Below are 13,377 nucleotides of genomic sequence, written 5' to 3'. Positions count from 1 at the left end.
TTAAAATTAAAACCTTTTCAAATCACAATACGTCAACAAGAGGAGCTAAAACTTATAAAAAGCGTTATAATATAATAGGAAGAAACTCAATAAAGAGAGATGAATTTAACATGAACGAACAATTAGAAGATTGGATTACACGTTTTCAAAAGGAGAAAGATATAGAGGCTCTCGCAAACTTAAAAGATTATTGCTACTATATGATTGAACCTTTAATTGAGGAATTTACGGAGAAATACGGTGACGATGCTGGGGAGTTATTACGATTAAAATGGGATAAGCGTTTTTATTTTATTTTTACAAAGTATCAATTAAATGTTGGGCTGCCTTTAGATTCTTTCGTTAAAAATACGTACCGTTTTTATTTTATGCAAGTTTTAAAAAAAGCAGGCTATTGAATTACATATAGGGGAGTGTTTCAAATTTGAACATTGCTCCATAAAAAAATCCTTGGCTCGTGTAAAAGCGAGCCAAGGATTTTTGTGTTTTATCATGCTCTTTGGCAGGAGAATAACTGCCGGTAAAAGCCTGATTGGGGAAGACTAATCTTCAGTAGGGGATGAAGAAAACCGCCTACTTTCTCTTTATCGATACATCATATCTTCTGCAAGATGGGTAAATACCTCACCGATAATGGAGTCTTCGTCATAAACGGAAGAACCTGTATTTTCCTCAGGTTGCGCAAATGGAACTTGAGCGAGGATACTTGTCTGAAGTTCTTCTGCTAATTTTTCTGCGCCACCTTGACCGAATAAATAGTTCTTTTCACCATTTGAGTTTTCGAAGTAGGCCATGTTTTCAACTACACCAAGAATCGTATGTTTCGTATGTTGAGCCATCAGACCTGCACGAGAAGCAACATGAGAAGCTGCAAGGTGTGGTGTTGTGACAATAATTTCCTGCGCTTGTGGAATCATTGCCGCCATATCAATGGCTACATCTCCTGTACCAGGTGGTAAGTCTATAAGGAGATAATCTAATTCATCCCAATGTGTATTGACAAGGAAATTACGAATCCATTTGTTGAGCATTGGGCCACGCCACATGACAGGTTGGTTTTCGTTTGTGAAAAAACCCATCGACATGATCTTCACACCATGACTGATTACTGGAATAGCCGTTTGGTCAATCATTGTTGGCTTTTGTTGAATCTTCATCATGGCAGGAATACTGAAGCCATATATATCGGCGTCTAAAATACCTACACGTTTTCCAAGACGGGCAAGAGCTACTGCTAAGTTAATTGTCACGGTAGATTTACCGACGCCACCTTTACCACTAGTAACTGCTATAAATTTAACACCAGAATCGGGAAGAAGCATTTTAGGCATACCTTTATCCGTCACTTTTTCTGATTTTAAAGAAGCTGTTAAACTACGACGTTCGTCATCTGTCATAGAACCAAATGCAATGGAGACTTTTGATGCACCGATCGCTTTCAACGCTTCTTCAACATCTTGTTGGATTTTAGCTTTTAAAGGACATCCTTGAATAGTCAAAATAATATCAAGTGAGATATCCGTACCGTTGACTTGAATATTGCGTACCATATTCAAGTCAACGATGCTTTTATGAAGTTCTGGATCATCGATTTTCTGCAAAGTTTTTAAAATGTGTTCGTTCGTTAGCATATTAGAAACCACCTTCCTATTTTAGGCCTTTGCCAAGCCCTTTTAAGAAGTGAACGCCAAAGTTAACAGCACGATTAACATCAGGATCGTTTAACATTTTGAACAACTTAAAGGCACTAACCTTTTCGTCCGATTCAACGGCCTTGTTCGCTTCATTTATACCAGTATTTAAGCCCTCAACAAGCTTTGTTGTTGTTTCGGGATTCAGTTCGGTTAATGCTCCCGCAACACCCATTAAGTTGTTGATAATATTCGTCACTGGCTTACGCGTTAATTGACCAAGAGCAATATGTGCAACATCCTCTTTTGCTTCAAGTAGTTTCGTAGCAGCTTCTAGCGCTCCAATATCATTTAATTCTGCCATGATCGTAAAGACCTGGTTTACCATTTCTTCATTCTCAGAAAGAAGTTGCTTTAAATTCTCTAACTTTTCTTCCTTTAGTTGTTCTTCTGTTATTTGCGCTTTTTTAATTGTCGTAATTGGTGCAGCCATGAAATCACTCCCTTTCGTTAGTTGTTAAGTGAACGTAGCCAGGACGGTTCCATTTACGTTGTACCTCAACACCATTTTGTGGATGACGTTTTTTATAACGTGGGTTTGTTCTAGGAAGTGGCGATTTTCCTTTTTGCTTCAATACTTCTACACGTACTTTTGTTTGTTTGTACGCCGGTGTCGATGTATTGATGTCTCCAGCTGGACCCGTTAAGAAATTAATCGCTGAATCTTTGCTAACAGAGTTCATAGGCAAGAAAAGTTCATTTCCTTGTACGCGATCTGTTACTAGGGCATTTAATTTTAATGCGCCTTGAGGAGACACTAAACGAAGAAGAGCTCCATCTTCAATGCCGCGTTCTTTTGCTAGCTCCGGTGATACTTCAACAAAAATTTCAGGTACTTTCGATTGAATCCCTTTTGATTTATTTGTCATATTACCTTCATGGAAGTGTTCAAGCATACGACCGTTATTAATATGACAGTCATATTGCGCTTCATATTCAACCGGTCTAATCCAATCATTTAAAGCAAATCGAGCTTTTTTGTCAGGGAAGTTAAAGCCATCCTCATATAGTAATGGTGTGTCTTTACCATCAAGGCTACCCCAACAGAAGCTACCCCAATTTTCTAATACATCATAGTTTGCTTGCGAGAAGAATGGTGCAAGACTAGCCATTTCAGCAAAGATTTCACTTGGGTGACTGTAATTCCAGTCAGCGCCTAGGCGACGTGCTACTAATTGAAGGATTTCCCAATCGGCTTTTGATTCACCAAGTGTTGGTAATGCTTGATATAGTCGTTGCACACGACGCTCTGTATTCGTGAACGTACCTTCTTTTTCAAGAGAAGGTGCTGCTGGTAAAATAACATCCGCATATTGTGCTGTACGTGAAAGGAAGCAATCTTGTACAACAAAGAAGTCTAATTGTGAAAGTACTTTATCTACATGGTTAGCATCGCAATCTACTAGTGCCATATCTTCCCCAACTAAATACATTGCTTTCATTTTACCTTCCATGATCGCATCTAACATTGCCATATTCGTACGACCTGGTTCAGGTTTGATTTTCACACCATATGCTTCTTCAAATTTCTTACGTGCTTCGTCGTCTATTACTTTTTGATTACCTGGTAATAGATTCGGTAGTGTACCCATATCACAAGCACCTTGAACATTGTTGTGACCACGAAGAGGGTAGGCACCTGCACCTGGACGACGATAGTTACCAGTAGCTAGAAGTAGGTTAGAAATTGCAGCTGATGTATAGGAGCCACCTGTATTTTGTGTAACACCCATACCCCAAAGTACACATGTACCGTCAGCATCACGAATCATTTCAGCAACATTTATCAACGTTTCTTTTGAAATGCCCGTTTCTTTTTCTGCATATTCTAGTGTGTATGTTTCAAGTACATCTTTAAAATCATCAAAGAAGTGCACGTTCTCTTGAATGAAGGCTTCATCATGCCAACCTTGATCGATCATATATTTTGTAACGGCCATTAACCATACTTGGTCTGTTCCTTGTTTTGGACGCATGAAAATATCAGAACGCTCAGCCATTTCATGTTTACGAACGTCGGCAACAATTAATTTTTGACCGTGTAACTTATGGGCACGTTTTACACGAGTAGCTAAAACAGGGTGACCTTCTGCAGGGTTTGCCCCAACAATAATAACAAGGCCAGCTTTTGCAATATCTTTGATCGTTCCAGCGTCGCCACCTATACCAACTGTGCGTAGTAGGCCATCTGTAGCTGGCGATTGACAATAGCGTGAGCAGTTATCAACGTCATTTGTTTCGAATAGTTGACGTGCCATTTTTTGAATTAAATAGTTTTCTTCGTTTGTAATTTTTGAAGAAGAAATAAAGCCGACAGAACCAGAACCATATTCTTTTTGAATACCACCTAGTTTAGTAGCAATTAAGTCAAGTGCTTCATCCCATGAAGATTCAACAAATGCATCATTTTTACGAATTAATGGTTTTGTAATTCGTTCTTCAGAGTTGATGAAGTCCCAGCCGAATTTTCCTTTTACACAAGTGGAAATAGCATTTACAGGACCGTCAGAAGGTTGCACTTTTAAAATTTTGCGGTCTTTTGTCCACACTTCGAACGAACAACCTACACCACAGAAAGTACAAACTGTTTTTGTTTTCTTCGTACGTTTACTACGCATAGCTGCTTCGACTTCAGAAACGGCAAAGATACCACTATACCCAGGTTCAACTTCCTTAATTAAATTAATCATCGGATCTAATGTTTCTTGTTTAAGCCCAGTCATAAAACCAGCTTCACCGAGCATTGATTTTTCCATTAAGGCATTACATGGACAAACAGTCACACATTGTCCACAGCCTACACATGAAGAATCGTTAATAGCCACGCCTTCATCCCAAATTACTTTTGGTCTTTCGGCCTCCCAATCAAGAGATAATGTTTCATTAACTTGTAAGTTTTGACAAACCTCTACACATTGTCCGCATGCGATACATTGATTTGGATCATATCGATAAAACGGGTGAGACATGTCTACTTCGTGTGGTTCAACTTTTGGTTGATAAGGATATTTTTGATGTTCGATTTCCATTAATTCTGCTGTATTGTGTAATGTACAATTTCCGTTGTTATTATCGCAAACTGTGCAGTACAGTAAATGATTTTCTAGTAAACGGTCCATTGCTTCTGTTTGTGCAGCTTTCGCTTTATCAGAAGTAAGTTGGATATCCATGCCGTTTACTGCTTTTGTTGAACAAGAGCGAACTAATTGTCCATTCACTTCGACGATACATGTATCACAAGTTTCGATAGGATCAACAGCTGGTACATGACAAATTTGTGGATGGGCGATGCCATTTTGATTAATGGTATCAAGTATTGTAGCCCCCTCTGCTACATCATACGGTTGGCCATTAATTTTAATTGTAGTCAAGGTATTTTCCTCCTTTTGCTCTTTGAGACTTATTTGACAACAGGTTAATACTTAGGATAAACGGGAATAGAGTTACGAGCTTTTTTATTTTAATTTGTCTTGTTATAATGTCATTTCCCAATTTGTCCAATTTCTACACCAACATAGATGCAAAAAGCGTGTAGTATTTGTTGTCGATGTTGATATTGCTCAAAAATAAAAAAATCCACCATGAAAAGGCATGTACTAACATGCTATTTATTCATGGTGGATAAAATTCTTAACAGGCCTTGCTAAAAATTCAATCAACTTTTATTTTTTATTCAATATAACTATAGAATTTAAATATTAAAACCACCATGCCTATAGTTCAAACTTATTTGTATGAAACCATGACAAAGGAATCAAAATACTTTCATTCCATATGTAATACCAATTATTATAGCCTTTTCAGCCAAAATCGACAATAATTATAATAAAATTTATCTTCATTCAGTAGAAATTCCTATCTCAGAAGGTGGTTAGATAAATGCAGATGTAGCTTCTTTTTCAATAGGTTTCCCTACTTCCTGAATGAAGATAAAGCCTCCGGCGGATGTCACGGATTTTAAAAGGAATGAATTGTGCGGGCACAATTCAAAATCCGGACGCAATTACGCCAAGGCTTAATTGATCGAGGACTGATAATATTTATCATTGGATATTTTCTCTTTAATTTTTATTTAAGTTGCTATATTATTAACAAACTGTAAGGGTGACCCCCATGAACATAGGATAAAAAGATTAATTACGTTGGGAGAATCGGTAAAATGTCAAAAAAAGTGCATGAGTTCAACGACATTATTCGAAAACTACGCAAAGATATATTTGGAAAAGGACCAGAGCGTATTCATACAGTTTTCGTAGAGAACATGGCTGTCTCAACTTTATATGGTAATATCACACCGACAGAAAAATTTATTGCGAGTACGCCTGAAGGGTTAAAAATGGTTCATGCTGCACGTACAAGAATGATTCAAGATTTGTATACTAAATCACCTCCAGACGGCATGGAAGAATTGATGGGCACTAAGTTACTCCATTTATTTTCAGATATCAAAATTGAAGAAGATTTTGCTATTTCTGTCTTTGTTTTCGAAGATAATATTAGCGAATAAAGGGGATGCCATATGGAACGCGCAGTAACTAGAGAAATAATACGTGTTGAAGGTAATCAATTCAATGAAATAGAAGATACTGTTGTCACAGAATATGCGGTCACAGTGAAGATTAATGAGCAAGAATTCGTGACGATGGTTTGTACACCAGAGTATGTAGAAGATATGGTTATTGGCTATTTGGCTTCTGAACGAATTATTCGCGATTACGAAGATATTGAAGCCATTTGGCACCAAGAAAAGGAAGGTTTTGTGCACGTTAAAACAAAGCGTGTGAATCCTTACTTTCAACAAATTCAAAATAAGCGTTACATTACTTCTTGCTGTGGCATGAGCCGTCAAGGGTTTGTATTTGCTAATGATGCATTAGTCGCTAAAAAAATGGAAGGCATTCATGTGCGTATTACTACAGACGATTGTTTTCGTTTAATGCGTGATATGCAAGATTTGGCCGAAACATTCAAACAAACTGGTGGTGTTCATAATGCAGCGCTATGTGATGCGAATGGCGTTTTATTAAGCCGAATGGATATTGGGCGTCATAATGCCTTAGATAAAATTTATGGTTATTGCCTAAAAAACAAAATTAGCATTCAGGACAAAATTATCGTATTTAGCGGAAGGATTTCATCTGAGATTTTACTTAAAGTATCGAAAATTGGCTGTGAAATTGTGCTATCTAAATCTGCTCCAACAGAATTAGCATTGCAATTGGCAGAGCAACTCGGTATTACGACGGTAGGCTTTATTCGCCAAAATTCACTTAATATTTATACACACAAAGAACGTATTCATTTACCTACAAATAAAATGAAAGGAAGAGATTAACATTACCAACCTACAAGACCAACTACACAGACCATTAAGAGATTTAAGGATATCAGTAACAGACCGTTGTAATTTTCGTTGTCAATATTGCATGCCCGCAGAAGTATTTGGTCCAGATTATGCTTTTTTACCGTCCGATAAAATATTGAGTTTTGACGAAATCGAACGATTAGTAAAGATTTTCGTTTCATTAGGTGTGAAAAAAGTACGCATTACTGGTGGTGAGCCTTTACTACGTCGTGATCTGCCGACATTAATTGAACGTCTACACCGCATAGCTGGAGTAGAAGATATTGCCTTAACGACGAATGGCACATTGTTGAAAAAATATGCTAATGAATTGGCGAGAGCAGGTTTATCACGAGTAGCTATTAGTCTAGATTCTCTAAATGAGGAACGTTTTTTCGAGATGAATGGCCATCGAGGAAAGGTAAAAACGGTATTAGAAGGTATAGAAAAAGCGGCAGAAGCGGGCTTACAAGTGAAGATCAATATGGTCGTTCAAAAAGGAAAAAATGAGCAAGATATCATGTCGATGGCACAATATTTTAAAGAGAAACAGCATATTCTTCGCTTTATTGAATATATGGATGTCGGTAATTCGAATGGTTGGCGGCTAGATGAAGTTGTGTCAAAGAAAGAAATCATTGACCAAGTCCATCAACTCTCCCCTCTGCATCCTGTTGCGCCTAATTATAAAGGGGAAGTGGCTACACGTTATCAATATGAGGATGCTCAAGGTGAAATTGGCGTAATATCATCTGTAACAGATTCGTTTTGCTCCAGTTGTTCTCGTGCCCGTATTTCGGCAGAGGGAACATTATATACGTGCTTATTTGCTACAGAAGGAACGAATCTACGAGAATTGTTAAGGTCAGGGGAAGATGATGAAACGATTACCCAATGCATTTCGAATGTTTGGGAAAATAGGAAAGATCGCTATTCCGATGAACGAAATGAACAGACAATGGAAAAAAGGAAACACGCAAAAATTGAAATGTCACATATCGGTGGTTAGACGAAATAGCGTGGTATTAGTTAGTGCTGGTGACTTATGTTAATAAACAGAAAAAAATCGGCAAATGCCGGATTTTTTCTGTTTATTTATGCACAAAATCGCCACTTTTTCCGCCCGTTTTTTGAACGAGGTATGTTTCTTTAATCACCATAGATTTGTCGACGGCTTTACACATATCATAAAAAGTCAGAGCAGCAATGGATACAGCAGTTAATGCTTCCATTTCAACACCTGTTTTACCATTACATTTTACTGTAGCTTGAATGTGAAGTTCGTAACCTACCTCTGCTTTTGTATAGTCAAATTGAAGATCTGTTCCTTGTAACATAATCGGATGGCACATTGGGATAATATCAGCCGTTTTTTTAGCACCCATAATCCCCGCAATTTGTGCCACTTGCGTTGGGTCGCCTTTTTTAATGCCTCCCTGTTGGATAGCTTGATAGACTTCATCGGATAACGTGATTGTACTACGAGCGATCGCTGTACGGTTTGTGATTGTTTTATCTGAAATGTCGACCATTTTCGGACGACCTTCTTCATTCCAGTGTGTAAAATTACTCATTATTAGACTTCCTTTCGAATGTTTGTAGCCAATCTTGTTGAGAGTTGATATTGATAAATGTGGAGCTTTCTTCAAATGGAACATAACATACTTGAAGTTGCTCTAACAAGACTTTCATACTTCGCTTGTTTTGTTGGACTAATTGCTGTGCTTTTGGTAATGCGCTGCGTCGATATAAAGCAGCAAGAGGTTGTAATCTTGAAGCTTGTTTAGGAACAATCGCATCATAACGATCATCGATAAATGTGAGCATAGTTTGGACAAATTCTGCATTGATAAAAGGCATATCACTAGCTATGACGAAAAACCACTCTACTTCCGGAAAATTTGTCATTATATTATGCAAGGCAAACAGAGGTCCTTGATGAGGCTGTTTTTCAATAATCCATTGGACATTTTCTTCTACAAACTTTGAGTGCAAGCTAGCATTCGTAGCAATAATTAAAGGCTGTAGTTGATTTTTTTGTAAGGCTATGAGACTGTGCTTATATAAAGGTAGACCAGCAAATAATTCAAACATTTTCGGTTGACCATATCGTGAAGATTGGCCGCCAGCTAAGACAACACCAGCCATTTTCATATGCGATTCAACTCACCGACAAAATGTTGAACAGTAGGAAGAATCAGTTTTGTCATGGCAAGGGTCACGGCATTAGTTGAACCTGGTAGTACATAGATAGCCGTTTTATCGCGACTACCCGCTGTTGTACGACTAAACATGGCTTTTGGGCCAATTTCTTCATAACTTAGTGTTCGAAATAATTCACCAAAGCCCATCATTTCTTTTTCGAAAAGAGGGAGAATCGTGTCGTAAGTTTGGTCTCTCGGTGTAAATCCTGTGCCTCCTGTTACGATAATGGTATTAATGCTTTGATCAGCGCACCATTTAAGTACATGATTGGAGATTTCAAGAGGTTCATCTTTTGACATTTGGTAGTCTACTAATTCAAATGAAGCTTCTTGAAGTAATGATTGAATACGCTGACCACCACGATCATCCGCCTTCGTGCGTGTGTCACTCACTGTTAAAATGGCAGCTCGGATAAGAAGTTCACTATGTGTGGGATGCAAGGGAAAAGACCTCCTTTTATAAGTTGATTTTTGTTTTTGCTGAAAAACATTGCTTTTATTATAAAGCTATATATTAAAAGGTCAAACTAAAATTCATAGAAAGAAAGGCAAAAACGTTTATGCATAATAGATATTCTAGACAACAATTATTCAGCCCAATCGGAGAGAACGGGCAGCTACTACTAAAAGAAAAGCATGTCCTGATGATAGGAGTTGGTGCTTTAGGTAGTGCTAGCGCTGAGGCGCTTGTCAGGGCAGGCGTCGGAAAGTTGACGATTATTGATCGTGATTATGTAGAGAGGAGTAATTTACAAAGGCAACAACTATATACCGAACAAGATGCGCAAGAAAAGGTACCGAAAGTAATCGCTGCAAAAAAACGACTACAAAGCATTAACGCAGAGGTAGAAATTAATGAATATATTCTTGATGCGTATACAGAGCAAATAATCCCACTGCTTGCGGATGTAGATATGATGGTGGATGCAACGGACAATTTTGATATTCGCTTTATGATGAACGATCTTGCACAAAAATATCAAATTCCTTGGGTGTATGGTTCTTGTGTTGGCAGTTATGGCGCTACTTATACGATTGTGCCCGGTAAAACACCTTGTTTACATTGTTTGCTAGCAGCGATGCCCAATACAGGGATGACATGCGATACAGTAGGAATTATAAGTCCGACTGTTCAAATCGTTGCCGCTTATCAGGTGGCTGAGGTATTAAAGTTTTTAGTAGGTGATGAAGAAGCATTACGAAAAAGTTATTTAACTTTTGATGTTTGGCAAAATCAACATTATGAAATTAACGTTGAAAAAGTTCGCAATCATGATTGTCCATCCTGTGGCAAAAATCCGACCTATCCGTATTTATCATATGAAAATCAAACAAAGTTAAACGTATTATGTGGTCGCGATGCTATTCAAATACGTCCGGTAAAAACGATTCATTATAATTTTGATCAGCTCGCCGTTCAACTTAGTCCCTATGGTGATATTCAACAAAATCCTTATTTACTATCTTGCCAAGCAGAAGATTATCGACTAGTGATTTTCCAAGATGGACGAGTTGTCATTCACGGTGTACAAGATATACAAAAAGCTAAAACCATTTATTATCGTTTATTCGGATAAAGGAGTGTTCTAAAATGTTAGAAAAAAGAAAACCAATTGCTGTTGGAGAAGCTGTTCAACGTGTCATGGAGTTTGCCTTCCAAGAAAAAATAGAAGTTGTTTCACTACAGCAAGCACATGGACGTTTTTTAGCAGAAGATGTTGCTGCTGACCAAGATGTACCAGCTTTTGATCGTTCACCCTATGATGGTTATGCTATTCGCTCGGTCGATAGTCAAAGGGCAAGTTCAGACAATCCAGTAACCTTTAAAGTAGTAGGGAAAATTGGTGCGGGCTATGTATTTGAGGGAGAGGTCGGTGATCGTGAAGCGGTGCGCATTATGACAGGGGCTCCTATCCCGAACGGATGTGATGCTGTCGTTATGCTCGAATTAACGCACACATTTGAAGAAGACAATCAGCCTTATATGTCGATTAAACGCGCTTATGAAGCAGGAACAAATATTTCCTATAAGGGAGAGGACGTTCAAAAAGGCGCAATTCTTATGGAAAAAGGACAATACATCAATCCAGGTGTTGTCGCATTACTTGCTACTTTTGGTTATGATCAAGTACCTGTTTTTCGAAAACCAATCGTTGGCGTAATTGCAACAGGAAGTGAATTACTAGAACCAAGTGATGCTTTACAGCCTGGGAAAATTCGTAATAGTAATGCCTATATGATAATGGCTCAAATTGAACGTGCTGGAGCAACCGTCAAATATTTTGGTAAATTCAGCGATGAGCTAAATTTATGTATTCAAGCTGTTGAAAAAGCTCTTCAGGAAGTAGATATATTGATTACAACAGGAGGAGTATCAGTAGGTGATTACGATTACTTACCTGCCATTTATGAAGCCATTGACGCACAAGTACTTTTTAATAAAGTAGCAATGCGACCAGGTAGTGTCACAACTGTTGCAGCTCGAAATGGTCAATTATTATTTGGACTTTCAGGTAACCCATCAGCGTGCTATGTTGGGTTTGAATTATTTACACGACCGATTATTCGTACGGCTTTTGGCAATAAGCAACCACATTTACGTAGAGAGCACGCTATTTTAAATGCAGACTTTAAAAAACCGAATCCATTTACCCGTTTTGTGCGTGCGAATGCGTCTTACGAAAACGGTCAATTAATGGCAGTTCCCTCTGGGTTCGATAAATCTAGTGCCGTTTCTTCTTTAGCAGAGGCAAATGCCTTTATTGTATTACCAGGTGGATCACGTGGATACGAAAAAGGCATGCAAGTAGTCGTTTTATTGTTAGAAGATTTGCAAGGAAGTGAGTGGCCATGGGGCAACATCGAAAAATCTTACAAATCGTAGGCTATCAAAATAGTGGTAAGACAACGTTAATGGAACAGCTCATTACACAAGCCACGACAGAAGGTTTTCGTGTAGGAACAATCAAGCACCATGGACACGGTGGTATCCCTATGATCGAAAGTTCAAAAGATAGTGTTCGTCATGAGAAGGCTGGCGCAAGTATAACAGCAGTTGAAGGACAAGGTACTTTGCGCATGAGTATTCACCAAAGTACCTGGCAGCTTGCTGATATTCTAGCTATTTATGAAACATTTCATATGGATATCATTTTCATTGAAGGCTATAAAAATGAAGACTATCCGAAGGTTGTTCTTTTGCGGCAGGCGGAAGATGAATCTTTGCTAGAAAAAGTAGGCAATATCATTTGTGTTCTTTATTGGCCAACATATCCACTAAATAAACCGTTAGATTATCCAACTTTTTCAATTAATGAAAAAGCACAATATATGGATTTTCTTATGCAGGAAATGAGGAGAAAATCATGACTACATCGTTGTTTGAAATCATTGATAAACCAATTGATGTTGAAGAAGTTAGACAAAAAGTAACAGATCGAAATGCTGGTGCAATCACTGTTTTCATCGGAACAGTACGTGAAATGACAAAAGGCAAGAAAACACTACATTTGGAATATCAAGCTTATCCATCTATGGCTATTAAAATGTTTGAACAAATATGTAAAGAAATACAAGAGCGATGGCCAGAAGCGAAAGTAGCCATTACACATCGTGTTGGTCATTTAGAAATTTCGGATATTGCCGTAGTAATTGCGGTGTCATCACCACATCGTAAAATAGCCTATGAAGCCAATGAATATGCTATTGACCGTATTAAACAAATTGTGCCTATTTGGAAAAAAGAGTATTGGGAAGATGGGACTGAATGGATTGGTGATCAATTAGAAAATGTCCCTTATCCAAAAGGAAATCCATCAATGGGTGAGGAGGAATCTTGTGATTAACATATTATTGTTTGCGCACTTACAAGAAATGATCGGTGAGTCAAAATTATGTATAGACTTAGCAGACCATACAGTTGGACAAATTAAAGAATGGATGGAAACGCAATATTCACAAGTTAATTTACAACATGTCATGACAGCAGTAAATGAGGAATTCGCAACAGATGCAACGGTTGTAAAAAAAGGGGATACAATCGCGTTTATTCCACCAATTAGTGGGGGGTAAAAAGAAAAGATGTAGTTGGTACAGATTAGTTTGCACCGACTACATCTTTTACTATATTTGTAGGGGA

General features: G+C 38.0%; 15 protein-coding genes. 9 read left to right on the top strand and 6 right to left on the bottom strand.

Features of this window, described 5'->3' with window-relative positions; genetic code table 11:
- Positions 1-110: 110 nt before the first annotated feature.
- Entirely contained in the window at positions 111-398 is a 288-nt protein-coding gene (locus MY533_RS15960; protein WP_132357049.1) for a hypothetical protein, read from the top strand.
- 186 nt (positions 399-584) lie between these two features.
- Here MY533_RS15960 and MY533_RS15955 read toward each other — a convergent pair whose 3' ends face one another.
- The 3 genes from MY533_RS15955 to fdhF are packed head-to-tail and all read right to left on the bottom strand — an operon-like array spanning position 585 to position 5,062.
- Entirely contained in the window at positions 585-1,631 is a 1,047-nt protein-coding gene (locus MY533_RS15955; RefSeq protein ID WP_248716732.1) for an Mrp/NBP35 family ATP-binding protein, read from the bottom strand.
- A gap of 16 nt (positions 1,632-1,647) precedes the next feature.
- The gene (locus MY533_RS15950) at positions 1,648-2,124 is read right to left on the bottom strand and encodes a helical membrane plugin domain-containing protein (protein ID WP_248716731.1); all 477 of its coding nucleotides are present in this window, start codon (positions 2,122-2,124) and stop codon (positions 1,648-1,650) included.
- A 4-nt stretch (positions 2,125-2,128) separates the two neighbouring features.
- Positions 2,129-5,062 (bottom strand): formate dehydrogenase subunit alpha, encoded by a 2,934-nt coding sequence (gene fdhF / locus MY533_RS15945; RefSeq protein WP_248716730.1) that lies wholly within the window; start codon positions 5,060-5,062, stop codon positions 2,129-2,131.
- A 788-nt stretch (positions 5,063-5,850) separates the two neighbouring features.
- Here fdhF and MY533_RS15940 point away from each other — a divergent pair.
- From MY533_RS15940 to moaA, 3 genes are read left to right on the top strand one after another with little or no spacing between them, the layout of a single operon-like run.
- Positions 5,851-6,198, top strand: coding sequence for a Na-translocating system protein MpsC family protein (locus MY533_RS15940; RefSeq protein ID WP_132357045.1), 348 nt, complete (start codon positions 5,851-5,853; stop codon positions 6,196-6,198).
- 12 nt (positions 6,199-6,210) lie between these two features.
- Positions 6,211-7,026, top strand: a complete 816-nt coding sequence (gene fdhD, locus MY533_RS15935; protein ID WP_248716729.1) for a formate dehydrogenase accessory sulfurtransferase FdhD — start codon at positions 6,211-6,213, stop codon at positions 7,024-7,026.
- Position 7,027: 1 nt separating this feature from the next.
- Positions 7,028-8,044: a GTP 3',8-cyclase MoaA gene (moaA, locus tag MY533_RS15930; protein WP_248719224.1), complete on the top strand. Its 1,017-nt coding sequence runs from the start codon at positions 7,028-7,030 to the stop codon at positions 8,042-8,044.
- An 82-nt stretch (positions 8,045-8,126) separates the two neighbouring features.
- Here the strand turns inward: moaA and moaC are convergent, their stop codons facing one another.
- The 3 genes from moaC to MY533_RS15915 are packed head-to-tail and all read right to left on the bottom strand — an operon-like array spanning position 8,127 to position 9,680.
- Positions 8,127-8,609: a cyclic pyranopterin monophosphate synthase MoaC gene (gene moaC / locus MY533_RS15925; protein ID WP_132357042.1), complete on the bottom strand. Its 483-nt coding sequence runs from the start codon at positions 8,607-8,609 to the stop codon at positions 8,127-8,129.
- The gene (locus tag MY533_RS15920) at positions 8,602-9,189 is read right to left on the bottom strand and encodes a molybdenum cofactor guanylyltransferase (RefSeq protein ID WP_248716728.1); all 588 of its coding nucleotides are present in this window, start codon (positions 9,187-9,189) and stop codon (positions 8,602-8,604) included. Before MY533_RS15920 ends, moaC begins: the two co-directional genes overlap by 8 nt.
- A complete protein-coding gene (locus MY533_RS15915; RefSeq protein ID WP_248716727.1) occupies positions 9,186-9,680 on the bottom strand; it encodes a MogA/MoaB family molybdenum cofactor biosynthesis protein in 495 nt (164 codons plus the stop codon). The genes MY533_RS15920 and MY533_RS15915 overlap by 4 nt, the downstream gene beginning before the upstream one ends.
- A 119-nt stretch (positions 9,681-9,799) precedes the next feature.
- Here MY533_RS15915 and MY533_RS15910 point away from each other — a divergent pair, with 119 nt between their 5' ends.
- Genes MY533_RS15910 through moaD form a run of 5 tightly spaced genes read left to right on the top strand, consistent with a single transcriptional unit; the run spans position 9,800 to position 13,310 of the window.
- Positions 9,800-10,816 (top strand): thiazole biosynthesis adenylyltransferase ThiF, encoded by a 1,017-nt coding sequence (locus MY533_RS15910; RefSeq protein WP_248716726.1) that lies wholly within the window; start codon positions 9,800-9,802, stop codon positions 10,814-10,816.
- Between the two features lie 14 nt (positions 10,817-10,830).
- The gene (glp, locus tag MY533_RS15905; RefSeq protein WP_248716725.1) at positions 10,831-12,123 is read left to right on the top strand and encodes a molybdopterin molybdotransferase MoeA; all 1,293 of its coding nucleotides are present in this window, start codon (positions 10,831-10,833) and stop codon (positions 12,121-12,123) included.
- On the top strand, positions 12,084-12,608 hold the full coding sequence (mobB, locus tag MY533_RS15900) for a molybdopterin-guanine dinucleotide biosynthesis protein B (protein ID WP_248716724.1): 525 nt from the start codon (positions 12,084-12,086) through the stop codon (positions 12,606-12,608). The genes glp and mobB overlap by 40 nt, the downstream gene beginning before the upstream one ends.
- Positions 12,605-13,084: a molybdenum cofactor biosynthesis protein MoaE gene (locus MY533_RS15895; RefSeq protein ID WP_132357036.1), complete on the top strand. Its 480-nt coding sequence runs from the start codon at positions 12,605-12,607 to the stop codon at positions 13,082-13,084. The genes mobB and MY533_RS15895 overlap by 4 nt, the downstream gene beginning before the upstream one ends.
- Positions 13,077-13,310 (top strand): molybdopterin converting factor subunit 1, encoded by a 234-nt coding sequence (moaD, locus tag MY533_RS15890; protein ID WP_132357035.1) that lies wholly within the window; start codon positions 13,077-13,079, stop codon positions 13,308-13,310. Before MY533_RS15895 ends, moaD begins: the two co-directional genes overlap by 8 nt.
- Positions 13,311-13,377: the final 67 nt, after the last annotated feature.

It is taken from the genome of Lysinibacillus sp. Ag94 (assembly GCF_023242215.1).
Taxonomy (GTDB): Bacteria; Bacillota; Bacilli; order Bacillales_A; family Planococcaceae; genus Lysinibacillus.
The sequence above is the reverse complement of the archived record's forward strand: the minus strand, read 5'-3'. Positions and strand labels throughout refer to the sequence as shown.

What these genes read in the sequence shown, in the direction of transcription:
- MY533_RS15910 (WP_248716726.1), top strand. Translation starts at nt 9,800, where the DNA reads ATGCATAATAGATATTCTAGACAACAATTATTCAGCCCAATCGGAGAG.
- MY533_RS15950 (WP_248716731.1), bottom strand. Translation starts at nt 2,124, where the DNA reads ATGGCTGCACCAATTACGACAATTAAAAAAGCGCAAATAACAGAAGAA.
- MY533_RS15960 (WP_132357049.1), top strand. Translation starts at nt 111, where the DNA reads ATGAACGAACAATTAGAAGATTGGATTACACGTTTTCAAAAGGAGAAA.
- MY533_RS15920 (WP_248716728.1), bottom strand. Translation starts at nt 9,189, where the DNA reads ATGAAAATGGCTGGTGTTGTCTTAGCTGGCGGCCAATCTTCACGATAT.
- moaC (WP_132357042.1), bottom strand. Translation starts at nt 8,609, where the DNA reads ATGAGTAATTTTACACACTGGAATGAAGAAGGTCGTCCGAAAATGGTC.
- fdhD (WP_248716729.1), top strand. Translation starts at nt 6,211, where the DNA reads ATGGAACGCGCAGTAACTAGAGAAATAATACGTGTTGAAGGTAATCAA.
- MY533_RS15955 (WP_248716732.1), bottom strand. Translation starts at nt 1,631, where the DNA reads ATGCTAACGAACGAACACATTTTAAAAACTTTGCAGAAAATCGATGAT.
- MY533_RS15940 (WP_132357045.1), top strand. Translation starts at nt 5,851, where the DNA reads ATGTCAAAAAAAGTGCATGAGTTCAACGACATTATTCGAAAACTACGC.
- MY533_RS15895 (WP_132357036.1), top strand. Translation starts at nt 12,605, where the DNA reads ATGACTACATCGTTGTTTGAAATCATTGATAAACCAATTGATGTTGAA.
- glp (WP_248716725.1), top strand. Translation starts at nt 10,831, where the DNA reads ATGTTAGAAAAAAGAAAACCAATTGCTGTTGGAGAAGCTGTTCAACGT.